24 protein-coding genes and 2 tRNA genes are annotated in these 23,437 nt (G+C 63.5%); 13 read left to right on the top strand and 13 right to left on the bottom strand.

Annotated features, from left to right (window positions below; translation table 11 throughout):
* Positions 1 to 124 precede the first annotated feature (124 nt).
* On the top strand, positions 125 to 1,255 hold the full coding sequence (locus D460_RS0113295) for a site-specific DNA-methyltransferase (RefSeq protein WP_018899047.1): 1,131 nt from the start codon (positions 125 to 127) through the stop codon (positions 1,253 to 1,255).
* A 191-nt stretch (positions 1,256 to 1,446) separates the two neighbouring features.
* Here the strand turns inward: D460_RS0113295 and D460_RS0113290 are convergent, their stop codons facing one another.
* The 4 genes from D460_RS0113290 to mutY form a co-directional block, all read right to left on the bottom strand.
* Positions 1,447 to 2,358 carry a hypothetical protein gene (locus tag D460_RS0113290; RefSeq protein ID WP_018899046.1) on the bottom strand — a complete coding sequence of 304 codons (912 nt, stop codon included), beginning with the start codon at positions 2,356 to 2,358 and terminating at the stop codon, positions 1,447 to 1,449.
* A 245-nt stretch (positions 2,359 to 2,603) separates the two neighbouring features.
* Positions 2,604 to 2,969, bottom strand: a complete 366-nt coding sequence (locus D460_RS0113285; protein ID WP_018899045.1) for a nuclear transport factor 2 family protein — start codon at positions 2,967 to 2,969, stop codon at positions 2,604 to 2,606.
* Between the two features lie 2 nt (positions 2,970 to 2,971).
* Positions 2,972 to 3,580: an HAD family phosphatase gene (locus D460_RS0113280; protein ID WP_018899044.1), complete on the bottom strand. Its 609-nt coding sequence runs from the start codon at positions 3,578 to 3,580 to the stop codon at positions 2,972 to 2,974.
* Positions 3,581 to 4,675 (bottom strand): A/G-specific adenine glycosylase, encoded by a 1,095-nt coding sequence (gene mutY / locus D460_RS0113275; RefSeq protein WP_026283101.1) that lies wholly within the window; start codon positions 4,673 to 4,675, stop codon positions 3,581 to 3,583.
* 97 nt (positions 4,676 to 4,772) lie between these two features.
* Here mutY and D460_RS0113270 point away from each other — a divergent pair, with 97 nt between their 5' ends.
* From D460_RS0113270 to ppdK, 6 genes are all read left to right on the top strand, one after another.
* Complete coding sequence (locus tag D460_RS0113270; protein ID WP_018899042.1) at positions 4,773 to 5,261, top strand: DUF721 domain-containing protein; 489 nt, start codon at positions 4,773 to 4,775, stop codon at positions 5,259 to 5,261.
* Between the two features lie 81 nt (positions 5,262 to 5,342).
* Complete coding sequence (locus D460_RS0113265) at positions 5,343 to 5,618, top strand: type II toxin-antitoxin system ParD family antitoxin (RefSeq protein WP_037111341.1); 276 nt, start codon at positions 5,343 to 5,345, stop codon at positions 5,616 to 5,618.
* Positions 5,605 to 5,910, top strand: coding sequence for a type II toxin-antitoxin system RelE/ParE family toxin (locus tag D460_RS0113260; RefSeq protein WP_018899040.1), 306 nt, complete (start codon positions 5,605 to 5,607; stop codon positions 5,908 to 5,910). Before D460_RS0113265 ends, D460_RS0113260 begins: the two co-directional genes overlap by 14 nt.
* A gap of 142 nt (positions 5,911 to 6,052) precedes the next feature.
* Complete coding sequence (locus D460_RS0113255) at positions 6,053 to 6,745, top strand: DsbA family protein (RefSeq protein ID WP_018899039.1); 693 nt, start codon at positions 6,053 to 6,055, stop codon at positions 6,743 to 6,745.
* Positions 6,746 to 6,829: 84 nt separating this feature from the next.
* Positions 6,830 to 10,291: a chromosome segregation protein SMC gene (gene smc, locus D460_RS0113250; protein WP_018899038.1), complete on the top strand. Its 3,462-nt coding sequence runs from the start codon at positions 6,830 to 6,832 to the stop codon at positions 10,289 to 10,291.
* Positions 10,292 to 10,686: 395 nt separating this feature from the next.
* Positions 10,687 to 13,359: a pyruvate, phosphate dikinase gene (ppdK, locus tag D460_RS0113245; protein WP_018899037.1), complete on the top strand. Its 2,673-nt coding sequence runs from the start codon at positions 10,687 to 10,689 to the stop codon at positions 13,357 to 13,359.
* Positions 13,360 to 13,388: 29 nt separating this feature from the next.
* On the opposite strand, the gene D460_RS0113240 is transcribed toward ppdK, so the two are convergent.
* Positions 13,389 to 13,637 (bottom strand): hypothetical protein, encoded by a 249-nt coding sequence (locus tag D460_RS0113240; protein ID WP_026283099.1) that lies wholly within the window; start codon positions 13,635 to 13,637, stop codon positions 13,389 to 13,391.
* 92 nt (positions 13,638 to 13,729) lie between these two features.
* Positions 13,730 to 13,927: a hypothetical protein gene (locus D460_RS0113235; RefSeq protein ID WP_018899035.1), complete on the bottom strand. Its 198-nt coding sequence runs from the start codon at positions 13,925 to 13,927 to the stop codon at positions 13,730 to 13,732.
* A 105-nt stretch (positions 13,928 to 14,032) separates the two neighbouring features.
* Here D460_RS0113235 and D460_RS0113230 point away from each other — a divergent pair, with 105 nt between their 5' ends.
* Positions 14,033 to 14,278 (top strand): hypothetical protein, encoded by a 246-nt coding sequence (locus D460_RS0113230; RefSeq protein ID WP_018899034.1) that lies wholly within the window; start codon positions 14,033 to 14,035, stop codon positions 14,276 to 14,278.
* Between the two features lie 6 nt (positions 14,279 to 14,284).
* Here the strand turns inward: D460_RS0113230 and D460_RS0113225 are convergent, their stop codons facing one another.
* Positions 14,285 to 14,671: a hypothetical protein gene (locus tag D460_RS0113225; protein ID WP_018899033.1), complete on the bottom strand. Its 387-nt coding sequence runs from the start codon at positions 14,669 to 14,671 to the stop codon at positions 14,285 to 14,287.
* 243 nt (positions 14,672 to 14,914) lie between these two features.
* Between D460_RS0113225 and D460_RS0113220 the strand changes: the two genes are divergently transcribed.
* Complete coding sequence (locus D460_RS0113220) at positions 14,915 to 15,853, top strand: DUF1499 domain-containing protein (RefSeq protein WP_018899032.1); 939 nt, start codon at positions 14,915 to 14,917, stop codon at positions 15,851 to 15,853.
* Here the strand turns inward: D460_RS0113220 and D460_RS0113215 are convergent.
* The 4 genes from D460_RS0113215 to D460_RS0113200 are packed head-to-tail and all read right to left on the bottom strand — an operon-like array spanning position 15,850 to position 18,162.
* Positions 15,850 to 16,455, bottom strand: a complete 606-nt coding sequence (locus D460_RS0113215) for a DUF4166 domain-containing protein (RefSeq protein ID WP_018899031.1) — start codon at positions 16,453 to 16,455, stop codon at positions 15,850 to 15,852. The genes D460_RS0113220 and D460_RS0113215 overlap by 4 nt on opposite strands.
* A complete protein-coding gene (locus D460_RS0113210; RefSeq protein WP_018899030.1) occupies positions 16,452 to 16,901 on the bottom strand; it encodes a DCC1-like thiol-disulfide oxidoreductase family protein in 450 nt (149 codons plus the stop codon). Before D460_RS0113210 ends, D460_RS0113215 begins: the two co-directional genes overlap by 4 nt.
* Positions 16,902 to 16,905: 4 nt before the next feature.
* Positions 16,906 to 17,823, bottom strand: a complete 918-nt coding sequence (locus tag D460_RS0113205; protein WP_018899029.1) for an MBL fold metallo-hydrolase — start codon at positions 17,821 to 17,823, stop codon at positions 16,906 to 16,908.
* A gap of 42 nt (positions 17,824 to 17,865) precedes the next feature.
* Entirely contained in the window at positions 17,866 to 18,162 is a 297-nt protein-coding gene (locus D460_RS0113200) for a cupin domain-containing protein (RefSeq protein ID WP_018899028.1), read from the bottom strand.
* A 187-nt stretch (positions 18,163 to 18,349) separates the two neighbouring features.
* Between D460_RS0113200 and D460_RS0113195 the strand changes: the two genes are divergently transcribed.
* Positions 18,350 to 18,424: transfer RNA gene (locus tag D460_RS0113195), tRNA-Gln, on the top strand.
* Positions 18,425 to 18,565: 141 nt separating this feature from the next.
* On the opposite strand, the gene D460_RS0113190 is transcribed toward D460_RS0113195, so the two are convergent.
* A complete protein-coding gene (locus D460_RS0113190) occupies positions 18,566 to 18,982 on the bottom strand; it encodes a hypothetical protein (RefSeq protein WP_026283098.1) in 417 nt (138 codons plus the stop codon).
* A 269-nt stretch (positions 18,983 to 19,251) separates the two neighbouring features.
* Here D460_RS0113190 and D460_RS0113185 point away from each other — a divergent pair.
* Positions 19,252 to 19,328, top strand: a tRNA-Pro gene (locus D460_RS0113185).
* Between the two features lie 118 nt (positions 19,329 to 19,446).
* On the opposite strand, the gene D460_RS33025 is transcribed toward D460_RS0113185, so the two are convergent.
* Positions 19,447 to 21,630, bottom strand: a complete 2,184-nt coding sequence (locus D460_RS33025) for an Ig-like domain-containing protein (RefSeq protein WP_018899026.1) — start codon at positions 21,628 to 21,630, stop codon at positions 19,447 to 19,449.
* 459 nt (positions 21,631 to 22,089) lie between these two features.
* Between D460_RS33025 and D460_RS0113175 the strand changes: the two genes are divergently transcribed.
* A complete protein-coding gene (locus tag D460_RS0113175) occupies positions 22,090 to 22,908 on the top strand; it encodes a bifunctional allantoicase/(S)-ureidoglycine aminohydrolase (protein ID WP_026283097.1) in 819 nt (272 codons plus the stop codon).
* A gap of 15 nt (positions 22,909 to 22,923) precedes the next feature.
* Positions 22,924 to 23,433 carry a GNAT family N-acetyltransferase gene (locus D460_RS0113170; protein WP_018899024.1) on the top strand — a complete coding sequence of 170 codons (510 nt, stop codon included), beginning with the start codon at positions 22,924 to 22,926 and terminating at the stop codon, positions 23,431 to 23,433.
* The last annotated feature ends 4 nt before the right edge of the window (positions 23,434 to 23,437 follow it).

The following is a 23,437-nucleotide window of genomic DNA, read 5'->3' as shown; positions in this document are numbered from 1 at the left end:
TGCACCATGGCGCGCGCTGGAGATTTTATTTTCCCGAAATCGTACCCCGGTTCAGGCTTTGGTAACCAAGATGAGTAACCATAACAGACAGTAAAGAGCGTAATGTGTATGAGCGAGTTAAAAGATGGCGTCTGTATTTCCGCTTGCCGATCTCAAGGCCTCCGCAAAGCCGGACAGCTGGATCGACACGATCATCAAGGGCGATTGCGTTGCCGCTCTTGAAGCCCTCCCGACCCATTCCGTAGACGTCATTTTCGCCGATCCGCCCTATAACCTGCAGCTCGGCGGCAATCTGCATCGTCCCGATCAGTCGCTGGTCGACGCGGTCGACGACGAATGGGACCAGTTCGCCTCCTTCGAAGCCTATGATGCCTTCACCCGCGCCTGGCTGCTCGCCTGCCGCCGCGTGCTGAAGCCGACGGGCACGCTCTGGGTCATCGGTTCCTATCACAACATCTTCCGCGTCGGTGCCACGCTGCAGGATCTCAACTTCTGGATCCTGAACGACATCGTCTGGCGCAAGACCAACCCGATGCCGAACTTCAAGGGCCGTCGCTTCCAGAACGCGCATGAGACGATGATCTGGGCGAGCCCGAATGCCAAGGCCAAGGGCTACACCTTCAACTACGATGCGCTGAAGGCCTCGAACGACGACGTGCAGATGCGCTCCGACTGGCTGTTCCCGATCTGCAACGGCCACGAGCGCCTGAAGGGCGAGGACGGCAAGAAGGTGCATCCGACGCAGAAGCCGGAAGCGCTGCTTGCCCGCGTCATCATGGCTTCTTCCAAGCCCGGCGACATCATCCTCGATCCGTTCTTCGGCTCGGGCACGACGGGCGCCGTCGCCAAGCGTCTCGGCCGCCACTTCGTCGGCATCGAGCGCGAGCAGCACTATATCGACGCGGCGTCTGCCCGCATCGAGGCCGTCGAGCCGCTCGGCAAGGCGGAACTGACCGTCATGACCGGCAAGAAGCAGGAGGTCCGCGTGGCCTTCAACACGCTGGTCGAAAGCGGCCTCATCAAGCCCGGCCAGGTGCTGACCGACGCCAAGCGTCGCTATAGCGCGATCGTTCGCGCCGACGGCACCGTCACGGCGGGAGGCGAGGCGGGTTCGATCCACAGAATGGGCGCAAAGGTCCAGGGTTTCGACGCATGCAACGGATGGACGTTCTGGCACTTCGACGACGGGCAATCCCTGCGCCCAATCGACGATCTCCGGGCCGTCATCCGCAGTGATCTGGCAAACGCGGGCTGATCCGCGAAAGGCCCGATCGAGACTGCCGTCGACCGGTTTTTGTACCTCCAGTTGCGGAAGACGGCAAAAGGCGCCCGGGATCATACCCCGGGCGTCTTCAGTTCTGGACTTGGTCTTCACGCAGCCGCGCAATGAAAAACGCCCCGGAAAGCCCGGGGCGTTTGATGTTTGTCGATATCGCGGTCTCGGCTTCAGCGCTGCAGCAGCGCCATCCGCTCCTCGTCCTCGTCGCGCTGGCGACCGCCGATCGCGGCGGCGACACTGGCGATGAAGGCGCCGACGAACAGCGACAGCGCGCCGAACAGGGCAACCGCCGAAGCCGTCTTGCGGGCGTTATCCGCAGCCTCCTTGGCGGCAAGCTTGGCGTCGTCGATCCGCTTCATGACGGCGTCGACGCGGGCCTTGGCATCGGTTGCGGAAAGGCCGGTGCGGGCCGCGACCACCTGCTCGACAAAAGCCTGGTCATCGGCCGAAAGCTTGCCGTCGACAATGCCGTTCACCAGCACACGAGTCACCTGCGCATTGACCGCCTCATCGCTCTGGTTGCCCGCTGCCGGCGCCGTATTGGCCGGGCGCAGCAAGGCGTCGGTGAAATAGGCGGGCGAGAAACCGCTCGTATTGTCGCTGGCGCTTACGGCCGCCCCGGCACCCGCGGCGCCGACTGCTCTCACCGCTGTTGCCGTCGCCTGCGTGCCGGTGCTGATCACCGATGACAGCGCCGATCCCAGCAATCCGGCAACGACCACGGTCGCCAGCGCCCAGGAGAGGAAGCCATGCGCGGTATCGCGGAAGAAAACCTCGTAGGTATGGACGCCGACCCATTTGGTGCGCAAGCGGCCGGTCAGATAACCGCCGAGTGCGGCCGAGACCCATTGCACGACGATCAGCCAGATCGCGGCAGTCGCGCCGATCGTGGTCAGCGAGGCGTTGTCATGCGACCAGGGCGATACCATGGTCAGGCCAAGGCCGGAACCGATCAGGATGAAGATCAGCGAGATCGCGGTTGCGGCCAGCGTGCCGGCGATAATCGGCCCCCAGCTGACAGCGGGAGCCGATGATTCTAGTGGTGCGTCGGTCACCACGGTGGAGGAGGTAAAGGACATCGCCGACCCCCTAGTGCCAGAACAGCAGGATGATCAGGATCAGCGGGATCGGAACGCCCAGAAACCACAGCAAGATACCTCTACCCATCATAACCTCCCGTCAGCACGGCTGACTTATCGTTTGCTCGAAACCGCGTCATGCGCGGGTCCTCACAAAACCGTCAACGGCGCTGATTGTTCCTAAGGCGATGAGAGATTTACGGTTTCTCTTCGCGCCGGGAGGGAGGCCTAGAAGCTTCTCCGGCTTAGAAGTCCTGATAGTCCTTCACATCCACCCGCGTCACGCGTCCCTCTTCGTTGAAGGTGATCGTCTCCTCGCCCTCGCGCACGAGCGGCTTGCCGGTCTTGCTGTGGGTGGCGCGCACCGACCATACGGCGCGTCCGGCATAGGGGCTGACGCGCTCGACAAGCGTGTTGAAGGCCGTCTGGTCGGGATAGTCGTCGAAGTATTTGCGGAACGCCGTCATGATCTCGTCGCGGCCCGAAAGACTGCCGACGCCGTTCGAGACATAGGTCGCGTCCTCGGCGAAATAGTCCTCGATGACAGGATAATCGAGCCTGTTGATCGCGTCGTGAAACAGGGTGATTTCCTTGACTGGATCGAATGCCATGGTCAGACCCTCACGCCGCGTTCTGCAAGATCGGCGCGCAGCTGCTCGGCGCCGGTGAAGAGCACCGCGTCCCATCCCGCCTTCTTGGCGCCTTCGATGTTGGGCGCCGAATCGTCGATGAAGATCGTCTTCGCCGGATTGAGGCCGAAGCTTTCGGTGTGTGCTTCGTAGATCGCGATGTCGGGCTTGATCAGGCCGATATCGCCCGAGACGGTAACGCCGCGCGGCTTGGTGAGGAAGGGGAAGCGCACTTGCGCCTCGCGGAACGTGTCGGAAGCGAAGTTCGTCAGCATCGTCACGTCGCGGCCTTCGGCAATTAGCCCTTCCATGATGGCGACGCTGTCGTCATAGGAATGCGACACCATCTCGTGCCAGTGCTTGCGGAAGGCGCGGATGTGCTCTTCGCGATCGGGATGCGTCTCGATCAAAAGCGCCTCGGCATCCGCCCATGTGCGGCCGCGGTCCTGCTCGATGTTCCAGTCGTGGGTGCAGACATTGTCGAAGAACCACTGCCGCTCGGTCGCATCCGGAATGATGCGGCTGAAGGGAATGTTCGGATCGTAGTGGATAAGAACTTTTCCGATATCGAAAACGATATGATCAATAGGCATTTATCCGTCCTTGGACTGTTGAAACGCGCGTGGAATAGCCGATGTGATCGCTTTTTTCATGACTGTGGGCAATGCCTGCGCGTCAAGATTTGTAACCGGCTCCCACCATCCGTCATCCTCTTCGATCCTCGCGGGGATCGCCACGCGCCAGATCGAAAGCCTGAGCTCGAAATGGGTGAAGACATGGGTGACGGTGCCCGAGGGCTGCCAGTCGGCCGCGAACGGGGCCGCGTCGGCCGAGGTCTCGCCGTCGATCCGCGCCGTCCAGCCCGTCGTCGGCACCTCGGTCATCCCGCCGAGCAGCCCGCTCTCGATCCTGCGTCGCAACAGCACCTCGCCATCTGATGTGACCGCCACGAAGGCGGCGCCGACGCGAACGGGCTTGGCTTTCTTTGCGGCCTTGACCGGAAAATGCTCGGGATCGTGAAGCGCCAGCGCTTCGCACGATCCGTTGAAGGGACAGAGCGCGCATGCGGGCCGCTTCGGCGTACAGATCGTGGCGCCGAGGTCCATCATCGCCTGCGCGAAATCGCCCGGCCGGTCCGCCGGCGTCAGGAGCGCCACCCTCTGCTTCATCAAGGGCTTGGCAGCAGGCAGCGGCGTCGAGATCGCATAGAGCCGCGAGATCACCCGCTCGATATTGCCGTCCATCACGGCGGCCTGCCGGTTGAACGCGATCGCCGCCACCGCAGCCGCCGTATAATCGCCGATCCCGGGCAATGCCTTCAGCCCTTCCTCGGTGTCGGGAAACACGCCGCCATGATCGTACGCCACCGCCTCGGCGCATTTCTTCAGGTTGCGCGCACGGGCGTAATAGCCAAGCCCGGCCCATGCCGCCATCACGTCCTCGCTGGGTGCTGCGGCGAGATCATCAACTGTTGGCCAGCGCGCGAGGAATTTCAGGAAATAGGCTTTGACGGCGGGAACCGTGGTCTGCTGCAGCATCACCTCGGAAAGCCACACATGATAGGGATCGGCCTTGATCCCGCGCTTTGCCATCGGTGGCGAGACGCGCCAGGGCAGGTCGCGGTGATGGCGATCGTACCAGTCGAGCAGGGGCTTTGCTAAGGGCGCGGTGGTGGTCTTTAAGGTCATCATTTGCCGTGCGGAGGGGAAGTGCCCTATACTTGGCGAAGCATTGCCGCCCGATCAAGGCGGCGGCGCCCGATAGCGGCGGCATCCAAAGGTTTCCATGAGTTATCCACGCAAAGGTGAAAAACAGATCTCCGAACTGGCCAATGGCCTGATCGACCCCGTGCTCGCCAAGCGCGCCGGCATCAACACGGCGCTGCTCGGCTCCTGGGACGAGATCGCCGGCGAGGATTTCGCCGATTGCACCCGCCCGGAAAAGATCGCCTGGGCGCGCGGCGGCGATGACGGCAGCTTCCGCCCCGGTGTCTTGACCATCGCCTGCGAGGGCGCCCGCGCCTTGTTCTTGACGCATGCGCAGGGCGAACTCATCCAGCGCATCAACAGCTTCTTCGGCTTCTCCGCCGTCCACCAGATCCGCATCGTCCAGAAGCCGGTCTCCCAAGCCTTCAAACGCTCCCGCACCCCGCCGCCGCTGAAAGGCGAGGCGGCCCGCCGGCTAGAGGGGATGATGGAGGGGATCGACAATGCGAAGCTGCGTGAGGCGGTGAAGCGGCTCGGCACGGCGGTGTTGGGGAAGAAGGGGCGGTAGCGGCTCGGCCGCCTTTCGCTTGCATCAGAGGCGTTCTGTATTACACTGTAATTGTTCTCGTTCCGGTCTCAGGTGATCAGCATGCGCAGCAGCAAACCCATAACCGTTACGCTGGGCAGCCAGCAAAAGAGCTTGGATACGCGCCTGGAATCAGGGGCCTACAGCTCGGCCAGCGAAGTCATGCGCGCCGCGTTGCGCGCGCTTGATCGAGAGGAGGACGCGCTTGACGAAATCATGCGCCAGAAAATCCGCGAAGCGATTGACGATCCAAGCCCCGACATCGATGAGGACGTGGTCTTCGACCGTATCGAGCGCAAGCATGCGGAAAGAATGAAAGCGCGCGATGCCGGTAACTAAGGTCGTCTATCGCGCCAAGGCCGAACGAGACCTCGACGAAATCTATGACTTTATCGCCGACGACAATCCTGTTCATGCTGTCGACTTTGTTCGCAGATTGCGAGCCTTTTGCCGCAGCCTGACGGAGTTCCCGGAGCGCGGCGCTGCACGAAACGATTTTGATCCAGGTGTCCGCATCTTGGTGTTCGAGAAACGCGTGACGGTCGCTTACAAAGCTGACGGCAAACGCGTCCTGATCCTGCGATTTTTCTACGCGGGACGAAACACTCCGGCCGCCTTCCGTGCCAAATAAAATCAAGAGTTGCTTGCCACTCCCGCCCCTTCGTCCCATCAAGGTCACAATTGTTTGAAGAAACTCGTTCACGCGTGCCTTGTTCGCGGCCGTCAGCCGTTATATCGCACTTCCAGCCGCTACTCTCATTTATGAGGAAATTATGCAGATGTCCGAAATGCAACTGACCAAGCGCCAGCTCCTGGGCGGCGCAGCTGCCGCGACCGCCGGACTGGCGGTCTTCAGCAGCGCCAATGCGGCTGTGGAAATTCCGAAGTCCGACGGCGATGTCGATATGGAAGCCGTGCTGAAGCCGGGCGCTCTGCCGGAAATGGCACTGGGCAAGGAAGACGCCAAGGTCACCATCGTCGAATACATGTCGATGACCTGCCCGCACTGCGCGCACTTCCACACCACCACCTTCGACGAGATCAAGAAGAAGTATGTCGACACCGGCAAGGCTCGCTTTATCATCCGCGAATTCCCCTTCGATCCGCGCGCTGCCGCAGCCTTCATGCTGGCTCGCTGCAATCCGTCCAAGCCCGAAGATCTGAGCACGCCGGAGCAGTATTTCCCGATGGTCTCGATGCTCTTCAAGCAGCAGCAGACCTGGGCCGCTGCCGAAGATGGCCGCACCGCACTCCTCCAGATGTCCAAACTCGCTGGATTTAGTGAGGAAAGCTTCACGAAGTGCTTGACGAACCAGAAGCTGCTGGATGAAGTGAACGCGACGCGGGAACGGGGTTCCAAGGATTTCGGCGTCAACGCCACGCCGACTTTCCTCATCAACGGGAAGCGCTATTCTGGAGACATGTCGGTTGACATCATGTCGGCCCTTATCGACAGCCTGCTTTAAGCTGAGCCGTTCCTATAAGACGGGCGACGGCGGAAGCCGTGCGCCCGTTTTTTCGTTGGGCCAGCGCCCGGCTGAGGCGACCGCATGAAGTTCAACAAGCTCCGCCTCGTCGGCTTCAAATCCTTCGTGGAACCCGCCGAATTCGTCATCGAGCGCGGCCTGACCGGTGTCGTCGGGCCGAATGGCTGCGGCAAGTCCAATCTTGTCGAGGCGCTGCGCTGGGTGATGGGCGAGAACTCGTACAAGAACATGCGCGCGTCGGGCATGGACGACGTGATCTTTTCCGGTTCCGGCAATCGTCCCGCCCGCAACACCGCCGAGGTGGCACTCTATCTCGACAATGCCGACCGCACCGCACCTGCCGGCTTCAACGATAGCGACGAGATTCAGGTCACCCGCCGCATCGAGCGCGAGCAGGGTTCCGTCTACCGCATCAACGGCAAGGAAAGCCGCGCCAAGGATGTGCAGCTGCTCTTCGCCGACGCCTCTACCGGCGCCCGCTCGCCGTCCATGGTCGGGCAGGGGCGTATCGGCGAACTGATCTCGGCCAAGCCGCAGGCCCGTCGCCAGTTGCTGGAAGAAGCCGCCGGCATTTCCGGCCTGCATTCACGCCGTCATGAGGCGGAGCTTCGCCTGCGCGCTGCCGAAAGCAATCTCGAGCGCCTCGACGACGTGACGTCGCAGCTCGAAAGCCAGATCGAGAGCCTGAAGCGCCAGGCCCGCCAGGCCAATCGTTTCAAGTCGCTCTCCGCCGATATCCGCGCCCGCGAAGCGATGCTCCTGCATATCCGCTGGGTGCAGGCCAAGGAGGCGGAAGCCGAGGCAGACAGCGCGCTCAATCAGGCCACCTCCATCGTCGCCGAAAAGGCGCAGATGCAGATGGAGGCCGCCAAGTCTCAAGGCATATCGAGCCTCAAGCTTCCAGAGCTGCGCGAGGGCGAAGCCCGCGCCGCGGCTGCCCTGCAGCGCCTGCAGATCGCCAAGACCCAGCTGGAAGAAGACGCCAACCGCATCCTGCGCCGTCGCGATGAGCTCACCCGCCGCCTGGCGCAGCTCTCGGAGGATATCAGGCGCGAGGAACGGCTCGTCGCCGACAATGCCGAGATCCTCCAGCGTCTCGATGCCGAGGAAGCCGAGATCAACGAGATCCTCGCCGATTCCGGCCGCTACGCCGAAGAGACCCGCGAGGCCTTCGAGGAAGCCGCCGCCAAGCTTGCCGACAGCGAGCGCATCTTCGCCGGCCTGACATCGGAACGCGCCGAAGCCGCCGCCGGCCGCAACCAGCTCGAACGCGCCATCCGCGATCTCTCCGACCGCAAGATGCGCCTTGAGCGTCAGATGGACGAGGCCAATCGCGAGCTGTCAGGTATCGGCGAGCGCATCGCGACGCTGCCCGATCCCGACGAGAAGCGCATGGTGGTCGAAGCCGGCGAGAGCGCTGTCGCCGAGGCCGAAGCCGCGATACAGTCAGTCGAGCAGGCGCTGGCCGCAGCCCGCCAGACGGAGGCGATGTCGCGCGCCCCGGTCGATCAGGCCCGCGCCCAGCTGAACGCCATCGAGACCGAAGCGCGCACAATTTCCCGCATGCTGGCATCCGGCGCCACCGCCGGCGAATTCGCGCCTGTCGCCGATGACCTCAAGGTCGATCGCGGTTTCGAGACCGCCGTGGGTGCTGCCCTCGGTGACGATCTCGAATCCCCGCTCGACCCCAAGGCGCCCGCCCATTGGTCGGAAAACGGCGACGGCGCGGCCGATCCGGCGCTGCCATCAGGCGTCACACCGCTGATCACGCATGTCCGCGCCCCAGCCGCACTTGCCCGCCGCCTCAAGCAGATCGGCCTCGTCTCCGACGCCGATGCTGCCGGCCTGATGGTAAGCCTCAAGCCCGGCCAGCGCCTCGTCACCCGCGATGGCGCCGTCTACCGCTGGGATGGCCACGTCACCGGCGCCGATGCGCCGAGTGCCGCAGCACTCCGCCTGGCGCAGAAGAACCGTCTGTCCGAGCTCGAGAGCGAAGCATCGATCGCCCGCGACGTGCTGACTGAAGCCGAGGAGCAGCTGGCGATCGCGGCCGAAGCCATCTCGGGCGAGGAACATCGCCTGGCCGAGGCCCGCGATACCGCGCGCATGTCGTCACGCCAACTGGCGGAAGCGCGCGAGGCGTTGGCCGCTGCCGAGCGCGCCTCTGGCGATCTCATCCGCCGCCGCGATGTCATCGCCGAAGCCGTCAGCCAGCTGCAGAGCCAGCTCGAAGACATCGCCATCCAGGAAGAAAACGCCCGCATCGAGCTCGACGACGCGCCGGATCTCTCCGCACTCGACGAACGCCTGCGGCTGCAGCAGGCCGATGTGGCGACCGATCGGGGCGCCCTTGCCGAAGCCCGTGCCCGCCACGAGAGCCTCAACCGCGAAAACGACGCCCGCCAGCGCCGCATCATCGCGATCGGCCAAGAGCGCGAGACCTGGCGCCAGCGCGCCGCAAGCGCCGAGGACCACATCGCGACCTTGCGCGACCGCGAAGAGGAAGCCCGCGAGGAAGCGGCCGATCTGGAAATGGCGCCGGACGAATTCGACGACAAGCGCCGAGGCCTGCTCAACGAGCTGCAGAAGGCCGACGACGCACGCCGCGCCGCCGCCGATCTGTTGGCGCAGGCTGAGCTGATGCAGCGCGATGTCGATCACAAGGCGGCGATTGCGCTCTCCGAGCTTGCCGAAAGCCGCGAACGCCGTGGCCGCGCCGAAGAGCGCCTGGTTTCGGCCCGCGAAAAGCGCGTGGAGACCGAGGCCCGCATCCGCGAGGCGTTGAACGTCGCCCCGCACGAAGCCTTCCGGCTCGCCGGTCTCGACGCCATGCAGGCGATGCCTGATCTGCGCGAGGTCGAGCGCGAGCTTGAGCGGCTGAAGATGGAGCGCGAACGGCTGGGCGCCGTCAACCTGCGCGCCGAGGAAGAGCAGAAGGAACTGAGCGACCGGCTGGCGGCGCTGATCAAGGAGCGCGACGACGTCATCGACGCGATCCGCAAGCTGCGCGGCGCCATCCAGAGCCTGAACCGCGAAGGCCGCGAGCGCCTGATCGCCGCCTTCGATGTGGTCAACACCCAGTTCCAGCGCCTCTTCACCCACCTGTTCGGCGGCGGCACGGCCGAGCTGCAGCTGATCGAATCCGACGATCCTCTGGAAGCAGGCCTCGAAATCCTCGCCCGTCCGCCGGGCAAGAAGCCGCAGACCATGACGCTGCTTTCGGGTGGTGAGCAGGCGCTGACGGCGATGGCGCTGATCTTCGCGGTGTTTCTCACCAACCCGGCGCCGATCTGCGTGCTCGACGAAGTGGACGCGCCGCTCGACGATCACAACGTCGAGCGCTATTGCAACCTGATGGACGAGATGGCAGCCTCCACCGAGACGCGCTTCGTCATCATCACCCACAACCCGATCACCATGGCCCGCATGAACCGCCTCTTCGGCGTGACGATGGCGGAACAGGGCGTGTCGCAGCTGGTCTCTGTCGACCTGCAAACTGCGGAACAATTGCGCGAGATCGCCTGAGGTCAAGGCGAAACACCCAAAAAAGGTCGCCTCTGAGTAGCTTTCTCACCCAATAAGGTGATGCCTTTTTACCCATCTTGCATTAGAAGAAACTGTATGTGCGGTCCGCGAGGATCGCGCCACCGGTTTTGCGTACAGATTGCCGTGCGCATGTGTTGAGGCTTCCTCCACGTCGTGTCGGCATGCTGAACCCCCCGTCCGGTTTTCCTGGCCGGACGGAAATAAGGCTTTGCGGGACTTTGTTGCGGTCCCGCAAAGCTTTATTACTCTTCCTGAAAATTCAAACGGCTTGAATACGCGGATGTTGTGCACTGCAACATTTTGGCCGTATTTGTGCGATTTTCATTTTAACACCAAGGGATTAAGCTGATCCCGATTTTGGTGTTGGGGAGAGCATGACCAAGTGGGTCTACACATTCGGTAATGGCGCGGCGGAGGGGCGAGCGCTCGACCATGAAATGCTGGGCGGCAAGGGGGCCAATCTCGCCGAGATGTGCAGCCTCGGCCTGCCCGTTCCCCCTGGCTTGACCATCACCGCCGACGCCTGTTCCGCCTATTATCGCGACGGCCGCCGCATCTCGGATGAGGTGCGTGCGCAGGTGCTGTCGGGCATCTCAAGCATCGAGGCCGTCACCGGCCGCCGCTTCGGCGCGGGCGCCAGCCCGCTGCTGCTGTCGGTCCGCTCCGGTGCGCGCGTGTCGATGCCGGGCATGATGGATACGGTGCTGAACCTCGGGCTCAACGATGAGACCGTTCAGGCGCTCGGACACGATGCCGGCGATGCGCGCTTCGCCTGGGATAGCTACCGCCGCTTCATCCAGATGTACGCCGATGTCGTCATGGGGCTCGACAACGAGGTCTTTGAAGAAATCCTGGAAGACGAGAAGGCGCGCCACGGCTACGAATACGATACCGAGATGACCGCGAGCGAATGGCAGCACGTCGTCCATCTCTACAAGGCGGTGCTGGAAGAGGAACTCGGCGAGGAGTTCCCGCAGGATCCGCAGGTGCAGCTCTGGGGCGCTGTCGGTGCGGTGTTTTCGAGCTGGATGAGTGCCCGCGCCGTCACCTATCGCCATCTCCACAATATTCCCGAAGGCTGGGGCACCGCCGTCAATATCCAGGCCATGGTCTTCGGCAACCTCGGCAATTCCTCTGCCACCGGCGTCGCCTTCACCCGCAACCCGTCGACCGGCGAAAAGGCGCTTTACGGCGAGTTTCTGGTCAACGCCCAGGGCGAGGACGTTGTCGCCGGCATCCGCACGCCGCAGAGCATCACCGAAGAGGCCCGCATCTCCTCCGGCTCCGACCGGCCGTCGATGGAAAAGCTGATGCCGGAGGCCTTCAGGGAGTTCGTGGCGATCTGCGATCGTCTCGAGGCGCACTATCTCGACATGCAGGATATCGAGTTCACCATCGAGCGCGGCACGCTGTGGATGCTGCAGACACGATCGGGCAAGCGCTCGACCCGCGCGGCAATGAAGATCGCCGTCGACATGGTGGACGAGAAGATGATCACCGAGGAGCAGGCGGTGCTGCGCATCGAGCCGTCCTCGCTCGATCAGCTGCTGCATCCGACCATCGACCCCCGCGTTGCGCGCGAGGTGATCGGCACCGGCCTTCCGGCATCGCCCGGTGCGGCCTCCGGCGAGATCGTCTTTACCGCCGAAGAGGCTGTCATGGCGGAAGAGGAGGGGCGCAAGGTCATTCTTCTGCGCGTCGAGACCAGCCCCGAGGACATCCACGGCATGCATGCCGCCGAAGGTATTCTCACGACCCGTGGCGGCATGACCAGCCACGCGGCCGTCGTTGCCCGCGGCATGGGCATCCCCTGCGTCGTCGGCGCCGGCACCATGCGCATCGATCTGCGCAACGAGCGGCTGATCGGCATGGGCGTGACACTGAAGAAGGGCGATATCATCACTATCGACGGATCGGCCGGGCAGGTGCTGAAGGGCGAGGTGCCGATGGTGCAGCCGGCGCTCTCGGGCGATTTCGGCCGTATCATGGAATGGGCAGACCGCGTCCGCCGCATGACCGTGCGCACCAACGCCGATACGCCGGCCGACGCGCGCGCCGCGCGCTCCTTCGGTGCCGAGGGCATCGGCCTCTGCCGCACCGAGCACATGTTCTTCGAAGGCGAGCGCATCCATGTCATGCGCGAGATGATCCTGGCCGAAGACGAGGCAGGACGCCGTACCGCGCTCGACAGGCTGCTCCCCATGCAGCGCGAGGATTTCGAGAGCCTCTTCAACGTCATGCACGGCCTGCCGGTGACGATCCGCCTGCTCGATCCGCCACTGCACGAATTCCTGCCGAAGACCGACGAGGAAATCGCCGATGTCGCTGCCGCCATGAACATGGACGCGACAGCACTTCGCCAGCGCGTCGATGCCCTGCACGAGTTCAACCCGATGCTCGGCCATCGCGGCTGCCGTCTGGCGATCTCCTATCCCGAGATCGTCGAGATGCAGGCGCGCGCCATCTTCGAGGCAGCCGTCCATGCGGCCCGCGAGACGGGCGCCGCCGTCGTGCCGGAGATCATGGTGCCGCTTGTGGGCCTTCGCTCCGAGCTCGATTACGTCAAGGATCGCATCGACGCCATCGCCCGCGACGTGATGACGGAAGCCGAGATGCAGATCGATTACCTCGTCGGTACGATGATCGAGCTGCCGCGCGCGGCGCTGCGCGCCCACATCATCGCCGAAGCCGCCGAATTCTTCTCCTTCGGCACAAACGACCTGACGCAGACCACCTTCGGCATTTCGCGCGATGACGCCTCGGCCTTCATCCCGACCTACCAGCGCAAGGGCATCATCGAGCATGACCCGTTCATCTCACTGGATTTCGATGGTGTCGGCGAACTCATCCGCATCGCCACCGAGCGCGGCCGGCGCACCCGCGCCGACATGAAGCTCGGCATCTGCGGTGAACACGGCGGCGACCCGGCCTCGATCCATTTCTGCGAGGGCATCGGTCTCGACTACGTCTCCTGCTCGCCCTTCCGCGTGCCGATCGCCAGATTGGCGGCGGCGCAGGCGGCGATCAAGGAGAGGTCGCTTCGGTAGAGGCTATCGATAGCGATAGTAAGGGCCACCTAATAGGGGCCGCCCATGCGCCATGACATGTCCGACATCACATAAGCGCTGTCGGCCCGCGCCTGCGCCTGCCGGTTGAGGTCGATGCGCTGCAGGCAGGTGGCGAAGCTTTCTGTGCCGCGCTTGAAGCCATAGCCCAGGCACTGCCGCTCATCGGCCGCGCGCCGCTCTTCCGGCGTCATCGTCTGGCAGGCCGAAAGGCCGATCGCAATGGCGGCGATGGTGAGCGTCAGCGGGAGAATACGCATGGTTTTATCTTCAACGGATTGATCTTGCTGGAAATAGCAGACGCCAAGCCCGACCACCCGTCAACTAAAAACTCCGTCAGCCGCAAAACTTGTCACGCAGCGCCGGCGGGATCGCCGATCGGCAAAAGCGCCGGATCAAGCGTCGGGTCGTTCGGGTTCTTGCTGTCGCCGGGATCCTGTGCCGGCGTCAGCGGCGGCTTTTCCTGCACGCGGTCGGGAATGCCGGGTGTCGGCGTCGGGCCGCGCGGGGTCTCTGGCGTGGGCACGGGGATCGGGTCGCGATTGGGCATGATTGTCTCCTTTCAAGGGAAAACGATGCCCCCAAGCTTTGGTTCCGGCTTTCGCCCGGATGAGAACCGCTATAAGAAGACGCCTCACGGAAATGGAAGCGACTGATGGCACTGCGTGATCGATTCTCGAAAAAGCTGACCTGCCCGCAATGCGGCAATAGCGGCTTTGCCGAAGCCTCCGAGACGGACGATCCGAAGCGCAAGCACCCGGGCTTCAACATCGACCAGCTGCCGCGCGGGCTTTTCGTCCAGCGCCAGACCAATTTTCAGGAAACCAGTGTGATCAAGTGCGAATGCGGCCGCAAGTTCGCCTTCCGCACGCTGGCCGAAGCCGCATCCGGTCGCGATTGAACGAGACTAGAACCGCTCCAGCACCTCGATAAAGGCATCGGCGAACTGCGCGATATGGGCGGTCTCGGGCGCCGGGCTTTCCATGCGGATATCGGTGCCGTTCTGATCGAGCACCGCGAGCACGATCCGCATGTCTGTGGAAGCCGACGGGATGCGCAGCACCGCGATCCGCTTGCAATCGTCGATCAGCCCTTCGGCCGGGAGATCGAACAGGAATTCGCCGCCGCTCTTGCCCGCCGCCGTGCGCACCGCATCGCAGAAGTCGCTGTCGCCATCATAGCTTTCGAGCGAAAGCTCGAGCTCCAGAAGCTCCATCGGCAGAAGCGGATCGCTCGCATCGGCCCCTGATAGCGTCGGCATGGGGCTTTCCACTGCAAGCTCGGATGCGATCATTGCTCTTCTCCTGTTCGTTCGTGACCGATGAACATGCTGCAACTGCGGGAAATCAACTCAATATCAGAAAATGCTCACGTAGGCCATGCCCGCTTTGCTGGTCTAAAACGTGGGTTCATCGTGGATTGGACACGCTCGCGTAAGACAACAGTTTCAATTTAGGCGAATCTTGCACTAAACAAGTGCTTGGGCGATTTGCGCGTTCATGCGGGACGCGCCGCTTGCGACTAACCGGTAAGTTTGATGGCAATCCGTTTCGACCGCCCCATTTCCAGTGCCGCCCGCTTTTCCAGGCGGTTCGCGGCCTTTGCGCTGGTCTTGTGCCTGGCGGCGCTGATCGGCCACCGCTTCGCCGGCCTCGCCACGCCCTATCTCGTGCTCATCCTCATTGTCGCCACCGGCTTCAGCATCCTGGCCGCCGTGCTCGCCGCAGCCGGCCTGCGCAGCCTGTGGCTGACGGGCGCCGAGGGCGGTCATGATGCGCTGAAGGCGCTGATCTTCGCGGCACTGCCGCTCGTCATCGGCGGACTGGCGGTGGATCGCTATCTCACCATGCCGGTCATCTACGACGTCTCCACCGATCCCGTCTCTGTGCCGGACTGGCTGAAGACCCCCAGCGCCGACCAGATCTGGCTGAAGCGGGTTCCGGTGACGCCTGAGGATCGCGAAAAGCAGCTGGAAGCCTATCCGGAACTCACCGGCCGCCGCTACGACGGCGCCATCGACCGCGTGCTGGAGGCCGTCAAGAAGGTCGCCAAGCTGAACGGCATCCGCATCACGCGCGCCGAAGGCGACAGCGTGCCGACCCGCGATCCGGAAGACAAACCGGCGGCCAAGCCCCAGGCGCAGCCCCAAGCCCAGAACCAAGCTGCCGACAACACCGCCGTGCCCGACGAGGCCCCCGACGTCGTGCCCGTGCCGACGCCGCGTCCCTATGACGACGACGTCGCCCAGCTGATCCGCCGCGCCAATGGTGTGACGCTGCAGGGCGAGACGCGCACGCTGGTTCTCGGCCTGCGCTTCGACGTGATCATCCGCCTGCGCGAAGAGGCCGAGACCACCTTCGTCGACGTCCGCGTCGCCTCCCGCTACGGCCCCTCCGACCTCGGCTTCAGCGCCGATATCGCCGAGGACTATCTGAAGGCGCTGGACGCCGAACTGCTCGGCATCGCCGGCAGCTAATTGGTTTCCGGTGAAAGTGCAGCTGTCGGCACCAGCCATCCACGATAACGAACGATCAGGCCGACCAGCGGCGCCCTGACCTCGACATGAAACCGGAACCGCCCGTCGCGTTCCTCCTCATGCACCGTGCCGCCCGGTGCCAGGGCCATCGGCATGGGCAGCCCCAGAAACCGCCAGCCGCGCACCTGCAGCAGCAGCCGTCCATCCGCAACGACAAGCGCCATCAATATCCGGAACGGCCCGAGATCCTCCGCCAGCAGCGGAGCGCCGGCGTTTCCGCCCGCCATCTGAACACTGCGAAACACCTTGCCCCCGAAACGCCGCGTCCAGACCTCCATGCCATCCCGCGCCAGAAAATGGACCTCGACATCCGTCTCCGCCGCTGCCTTCGGGAAGCCCGCAAGCGTGGCGGCGAACTGGGCAAGCCACCCGCGACCGCGCTCGATATCGGCGCGCCCGCGCGCGGTGAGTTCATCAGAGACATCATGCATCGCCGCGACGCAGGGCGGCAACCGGTCCCAATCCGGGCCGAGCAGGCGGCGATAGAGCGGGGCAGGGCAGGTGCCCGGCTTCGGCGGGACGTTGCCGCGTCGATCGCTCATCCGAGAAAGCGATCCCGTTGCGCCTTGGTCGGCACGAAGCAGCTTGCCCGCCGCCCGGCAATCTTCAGCCGGTTGCGCGCCACGAATTCGTAGAGCCGATCTGCGAGCTTTCGCGGCAAAAGCCGGAATATCCTCACAGCCGACCACGGCGCGCCGAGCCCCGCCACCATCCGGATCGAGCCGTCCGACTTGAAGAAGGCCCGCCCGTCTTCGATCAGGATATTGGTCTCGTAGTCGCGCTCGTTGAGCCCATAATGCCGGTAGAGCGCCTCGCCGAGCGGCGTCTGCGCGGCAAGAAAGCGGTAGCGCTGGCGCTTGTCGTGCTTCAGCGCGAATTGCACCCAGGCAGAGCAGAACACGCATTCGCCATCGAACACGATCAGCGGCCTGTCGTCGGGGAAATCGGGAACGGCCGCATCGTTTCGATAGCTGTAGTCCGCCCGCATCGTCTCATCCTCTCCCGGCCATCCGATACGACCCCAGAAGCGCCGGCGGCCCATCGGTCTCGATCTCGCCGCGCTCGATCAGATCCTCGATATGCGCCAGCACGGAGAGCGCGGCCGCGCCGTGCAGCCTGGGATCGGTGTCGCGGTAGATCACCTTCACCATGTCGGGGATATTCGTGTCGCCGGCCCTGATCCGCCCCAGCACTGCGCGCTCGCGCATGCGCCTGTGCGTCTTCAGCGCCCGCATGAAGGAGATCGGCTTGCGCACCGGGCCGCCATGGCCGGGCAGAAGCAGCCGGTCGCGCCTTGCGATCAGCTTGTCGAGTGAGGCCATATAGTCGGCCATCGAGCCATCCGGCGGCGCGACGATCGAGGTCGCCCAGGCCATGACATGATCGGCCGAAAACAGGATGCCCGTGTCTTCAAGCGCGAATGACATGTGGTTGGCCGCATGCCCAGGCGTATGCACGCCCGTGAGCCGCCAGCCATCGCCCTCGATCGCATCGCCATCGGCAAGCGCGATATCGGGGCGAAAGGCCATGTCAGAGCTCTCGGCGAAGGGATTGGTCTCCCCCGCATGCAGCGGCCGCGCCGCCCGGTGCGGCCCCTCGGCGACGACGATAGCCCCCGTCGCCTCCTTGAGCCGGCGCGAGAGCGGCGAGTGGTCGCGATGCGTATGGGAAACGAGGATATGCGTGACCTCGCGCCCCTTAAGCGCTGCCATCAGCGCCGAAAAATGCGCGTCATCATCCGGGCCGGGATCGATCACCGCGACGGAGCGATCGCCGACGATATAGCTGTTGGTGCCGTGAAAGGTGAACGCGCTCGGATTGTTGACCGTGATCCGCTGCACACCGGGTGCTACCGGCACGGCCTGGCCGTAGGCGGGCTCGAAGGCGCGATTGAAGTCTGGATTGGCCATGTCGTTCCTGCGGTCGTCCACCCGGTCGTGTCCTGTAACGACCTACTTGTACTCGATCTCGATGAACGACATCGGCTTGTCGCCGGCATTGACGACATTGTGTTCGGTGCCCGCATCGCGCCGATAGGCGGCACCCGCCGCGATATCCACCCGCCGGCTATCGCCATTCTCCTCGATCAGAAACTGGCAGTCCGTCATCGGCACCACGACATAGCCCATGCCATGCGTATGCACGCCGGTATCGGCGCCGGGCTCGAAGTCCCAACGGGTGATCTTGACGACGGCATCGTCGAGGAGAAGCGTGGCAAGGGCAGGCGGGCGGGCACGATACTGGCTCATTGTCACTCCGAAGCGGTATGGTCTGAGAAGAGACCTAGCATGCCGTCCGCCAAAGCGTACAAAAAAGAGCGCATGGAAAACACCGCACAGAAATATGCTCGCCCTGAAACTTAATGATTGTGACGTTCACGGACCTTTGCTAATCAGGCGACGCAATTGGCAAGCGTTTCTCGCTGCCAGTCTCTGGTGGGGCGTCGCCAAGCGGTAAGGCACCGGTTTTTGGTACCGGCATTCCCAGGTTCGAATCCTGGCGCCCCAGCCACTGCTATCCTTCTCATCCAATAAATCTCTGAACGCGATCGCGCTTCAAACACGTACGCTTTGCCGTGGTGACACCTGTGCCCCACAACAAAAAAGGCGGAACCTGCGTCCCGCCTTTCATATCTCTTGCCGTGGCTGCGCCTTACTGCGTGGCCGGCTGGGCAGGCGCCAGGAATTCGGCGCAGTAGGAGGGGCCGTTTACGCCGGGGATGTCGCCGGCAACCTTGATGCTGCGGATCGTGTAGTCCGAGCTGGTGGTAATGGTAACCTTGCAGCGCAGGTACTGCTTGCGGGCGGGCGAGATCTGCTTACCGCGCTTGCCCTCAGTGCCATCGGCATATTTCGCCGGAACGGTTACGGTCTTGTAGCCGCCCTGCCAGGTGTATACGTTGCCGCCGCCATTGTCGGCATCGGTAAGCGGCGGGCCGTAGGCTGCGAAGAACTTGCCGGCGGACTGGCCGACCCAGCGGCTGGAGATCGGATCGGCGGCCGTTGGGATGGTCGTGCAGCCGGCCAAGGCGATGGCCAGCGCTGCGGCTGCGAAAGTGCGGAGTTTCATGATGTCGTCCCTGGATTTGTCGCGCATTCGGCGGCGGGAATCACTGCCCCTGCAGCGTTTCAGCCTGTCCTGACAGCGCTTTAGCGCGGAACCCGGCAAAAGAAAATCAGCTCTTTTTCGCGATTGCAAAATTTGCGGCGGGTGTGGCTTTTTGCTCTCGCGCAAGCCCGGGCGCGCTTCCCGCCGCCGCCGTCATAAAAATGCAACCTGCTTTGGATTTTGGTGCTTGCGCAAGCCGTTGGGCCGGTCTATAGAGGCGCCGCTGGTCACGGAGTGTAGCGCAGTCTGGTAGCGCACCACGTTCGGGACGTGGGGGTCGGAGGTTCGAATCCTCTCACTCCGACCAGCTGAAAATCCAGGCATTGCAGGATTTTCCACCCGATCCCGAATTTTTCCGAATACATCGCCCTATCGCAACTGACAGCTTCGCCGTCCGCCCGCCTCAGCCTGTCTGGATCCGGTTCTTACGGCGTGGCCTGCTCGGGCCGAGCATCCGGCGCCATATTGTCGGCGACACTGTTGCCGTAGCTTGCGCGATAGGTTCCGTCCGTTCCGGGGAAGAGGGCGTATTCCACACCTTTGATGACGGCTGTTTCGATCGGCATCGGCGCACCATTGTGGGTAAGCTCCAGGAGCCGCCCCCGGTCCGTTGATGACGGAAGCATCGCGGTCAGCATGCCATGCGTTCGCGGATCGCCGACGATCGTGAAGGAGAGGCCTTCGCCGTCCCACAATTGATTGAGAACGTCGGTCCGCGACCGTCCGTCCATCCAGTCCAGCATCTGCCGCGCCGAGACCATGGGGACCTGGTATTTTCGCGCCAGTTCCATCAGCATCTTGTCGAATTCGTTGTGGAAGTCGTAATGCGTGCCGAAGGCGCCGAAGAACTGTTCCGGCCCGAGCGCTCGCTGGATAAGCCCCTCGACCGCGGCGCGATCATTGCCGAAAATCTCGTCCACGAGATGGGTCTCCTGCTGATAGACATTGATCAGCTCGCCCTTCTCGCTGCTGAACCGCATCGGAATGCCCGATCCGGTCATGAAGCCGGTGCGGCCGTCCACCCAGGCCCTCGGCCAGTAATAGTAGTTCATGTCGAAGCGAATGCCCCAGTCCCGGCCGATCTTGGCCTGGGAGCTGTAGTCGCTCCACACGATGCAATGCAGCCGGCTCGCCTCCTGCACCGGAACATCGGGATAGGCGGCGCGGAAGCGCAGGATGTCGTGGGCGAAGGCAAGGTCGAGAGAGGCCCTGGACCAGTTCTGGCAATAGGTGCTGGCATGCGAGCCGAGATCGAAGCCCGCCGCCGCATAGTCCTTGGCCGCATGCGCGGTCAGCCCTGAATCGGCGTAGAGCCAGGAGGTGGCTCGTGCGCACTCCCATTTCGAGACGTCGCAAGTCTTGTCGTCGAGCGAGAGCATGCGCTCGAAGGAATCGCGCGTCCCGCGTTCGGTTCCGTGATCGTCGGCGGCCATGACGAGTACCGCCTTGTGGCGCTTGGGGAAATACCAGAAGCGCGGGATGGGCGCGCCGTCGCTCTGCAAATGTTCGATCAGGTTCGTCAACAATCGCATCTGTTCGTCGGCTTGCGGGATGTGTACGCGCGATATGTCGATGAAGTCGGGCTGCGGGTCGGTGGCGGATTGGCCGTAGAAGAGATCGTTCGGCCGTATCGGCGCAAGCCCGTCGCGCTCCTGTCCCGCCCATTGCGGATTTCCCTGGCGGGTGAGAACGACCGACTGCGGCAGGTCGAAGGCGAATGCGGCGACTTCGCCGCCCGCGTTGCCGACGCGTCGCAGCGTCAGGGCCGGCATCGGGCTCTTGTCGGCGTGGCTAGAAAGCGTGGCGAGCGTCCTGGTATTGGGGCCCGCGATGTAACGCTGCGCGGGACCATGGAACCGGAGATCGGCCACAAGCCCCCGTCCGGGCGCCTGCTGCGTGTCGATCGCCAGTTCCCCCTCGGAAAACGGCGCACCTGTCATCCGCAGCCCCGCGAGATCCGCGAGCTCGGCGGAGGGCCGGATCGAGATCAGATGCCCGCCACCATTGACCCAGGTCTCAAGCGCCGATGCCGACGCAGCCGGTATCGTGCCTGCGGTGATCACCAGCCGGTGCTCGCCAAGGGCGGTCGACTGCAGCGAGGAGCCGCCGATCGTCACGAAATTGGTAAAGCCCTCGGCCCGCATGATTTCGGAAAGATAGGACCCGAAGGGCGCATCCTCGCCAAGCACGAGCAGGATCGGCCCGCCACGGCCCTGGTCGAGCGGCGCCTTTTCCAAGACCGAGAACGCCCAGTCATGCATGGTTTTGCCTTGCAGCGAACCGCGCACCTGGATGTCGCCTTCAGGCAGCGGCCGATAGCTGCGGAAGATCGCGGCGGTGCGCTGCTCGTTTACCTCCACGGAGCCGGCGATATCCGTCTTCGAGCCATCGGGTTTGCGGGCCGATACGTCGAGCACCATCGCGCCGGGGTCGAAGGGTTGGCTGAAGCCGATCTGGATGCGCACGCCGGGAACGTTGACCGAACCCGGAAGGGGGAAGGTCGAAGCGACCTGGGGTTCCTTCTTCGACAATTTCGACAATGAGGAGACACTCATCGCGGCGGCCGCGATGAGTAGGAGAAGCGCGACAGTCCCTATGATTTTCTTCACGAGCCGTATCTTCCTCGCTATAGTTTGCCTAATCCACGCGATGCTCGGGCCGACCGGAACCAGCCCCATTGCCCGCCGGGTGGCAGGGCCTTGGAGAGGCGCCGTTTGCAAACACAAAGAAGAACCGTCCGTCGGCATCTCCCACTGCCGACGCCCACAAAAACGCCCTGCTGCCACAGATATCTTGAGAAAACGGGTTTTGAAATTACACCCTTCGCAGGGCCAGAAACTACCGCTAAAAGCTAGTTAAATTCAATTTTTGATTGCTTAAGGTTGAATCAATCAACTTTGTGGTGGCATCGAGAGACCCACGCCTCATCTTGCCCCCCGCTCGAAAACAACCGCATGCGACGAAGTCGCCGGCATGGTGCGGAAAAGCTCTTCCGCCAATCCGCATATTGCCTCGCCCGGACTGCGCGCTTAAAGCTTGATGTCACAAATGTCATGAGAAGCGGACCGATGAGCAGAGATTACTATTCCAGCATGGGCGGCCTGCCGCCGCAGACCGATCTTTTGTCGAGCAAGGCGGTGTTCACGACGGCCTATGCCGTCATCCCGCGCAGCGTGATGACCGATATCGTCACCAGCTATCTTCCCCATTGGCAGGGCACGCGCGCCTGGGTGATCTCGCGCCCGATGACCGGCTTCTCCGAGACCTTCTCGCAATACATCATGGAAGTGCAGCCCGGCGGCGGCAGCGACCGGCCGGAGCCGGAAAAGCGCGCCGAGGGTGTGCTCTTCGTGGTGGATGGCGAGGTGACGGTCGATCACGAGGGCGCAACCCACGTGCTGCGCCCCGGCTCCTTCGCCTTCCTTCCTGCCGGTTCGAGATGGACGCTCTGGAACAAGGGTGCAGATGCCGCCAAGTTTCACTGGATCCGCAAGGCCTTCCAGCCGGTCGAAGGCCTCGAGCCGCCACCGGCGCTCTTCACCCATGAGGATCAGAACCCGCCGCAGTCGATGCCCGATACCGACGACGTCTGGGCGACCACCCGCTTCATCGACCCGTCCGACCTGCGCTACGACATGCATGTGACCATCGTCACGCTCGAGCCCGGCGGCGTCATCCCCTTCATGGAAACCCACGTCATGGAGCACGGTCTCTACGTGCTCGAGGGCAGGGCGGTGTATAGGCTCAACAAGGATTGGGTCGAGGTCGAGGCCGGCGATTACATGTGGCTGCGCGCCTTCTGCCCGCAGGCCTGCTATGCCGGCGGCCCCGGCCGCTTCCGCTATCTGCTCTACAAGGACGTCAACCGGCACATGCCGCTGTTCTAAGCGGAGGCAGCGTCGATGACGGCATCGATCGAGATCAGGCGCGCCGAAGCGGCGGATGCGGCGGCACTCAGCCATTTCGCCGCCCGCCTGTTCCGCGCCACCTATGGCGACGATACGCCGCCCGCCGATCTCGAGGCCTACGTTACCAAGGCATTTAGGCCGGACATCCAGGCCGCCGAGATCGCCGACGCTGGCGCCGCCGTCTTTCTGGCCACGGACGGCGACATGCTTGCCGGCTACGCCTATCTCGTCGTCTCGCCATCCCCGTCCGATGCCAGCCTGCTCAGCCGCATCTACATCGACGCCGCCTGGCGCGGCCAAGGCCTCGCCAACCGCCTGCTCGACGCTGTTGTCTCGGAATGTGCGGCGCGCGGCGTGAAGCGCCTGCAATTGACGGTCTACGAAAAGAACGCCCGCGCCATCGCCTTCTACAACAAGGTCGGCTTCGTGCCGGTCGGCAGCACGACGTTCACAGTGGGTGAGGATGTGCAGAGGGATATCGTGATGGAACGCGCGACGCGCTAGTGTC

The sequence above is a fragment of the Rhizobium sp. 2MFCol3.1 genome, assembly GCF_000377565.1.
In the GTDB taxonomy this organism is placed as follows: Bacteria; Pseudomonadota; Alphaproteobacteria; order Rhizobiales; family Rhizobiaceae; genus Rhizobium.
This window is presented reverse-complemented; position numbering and strand designations above follow the sequence as displayed.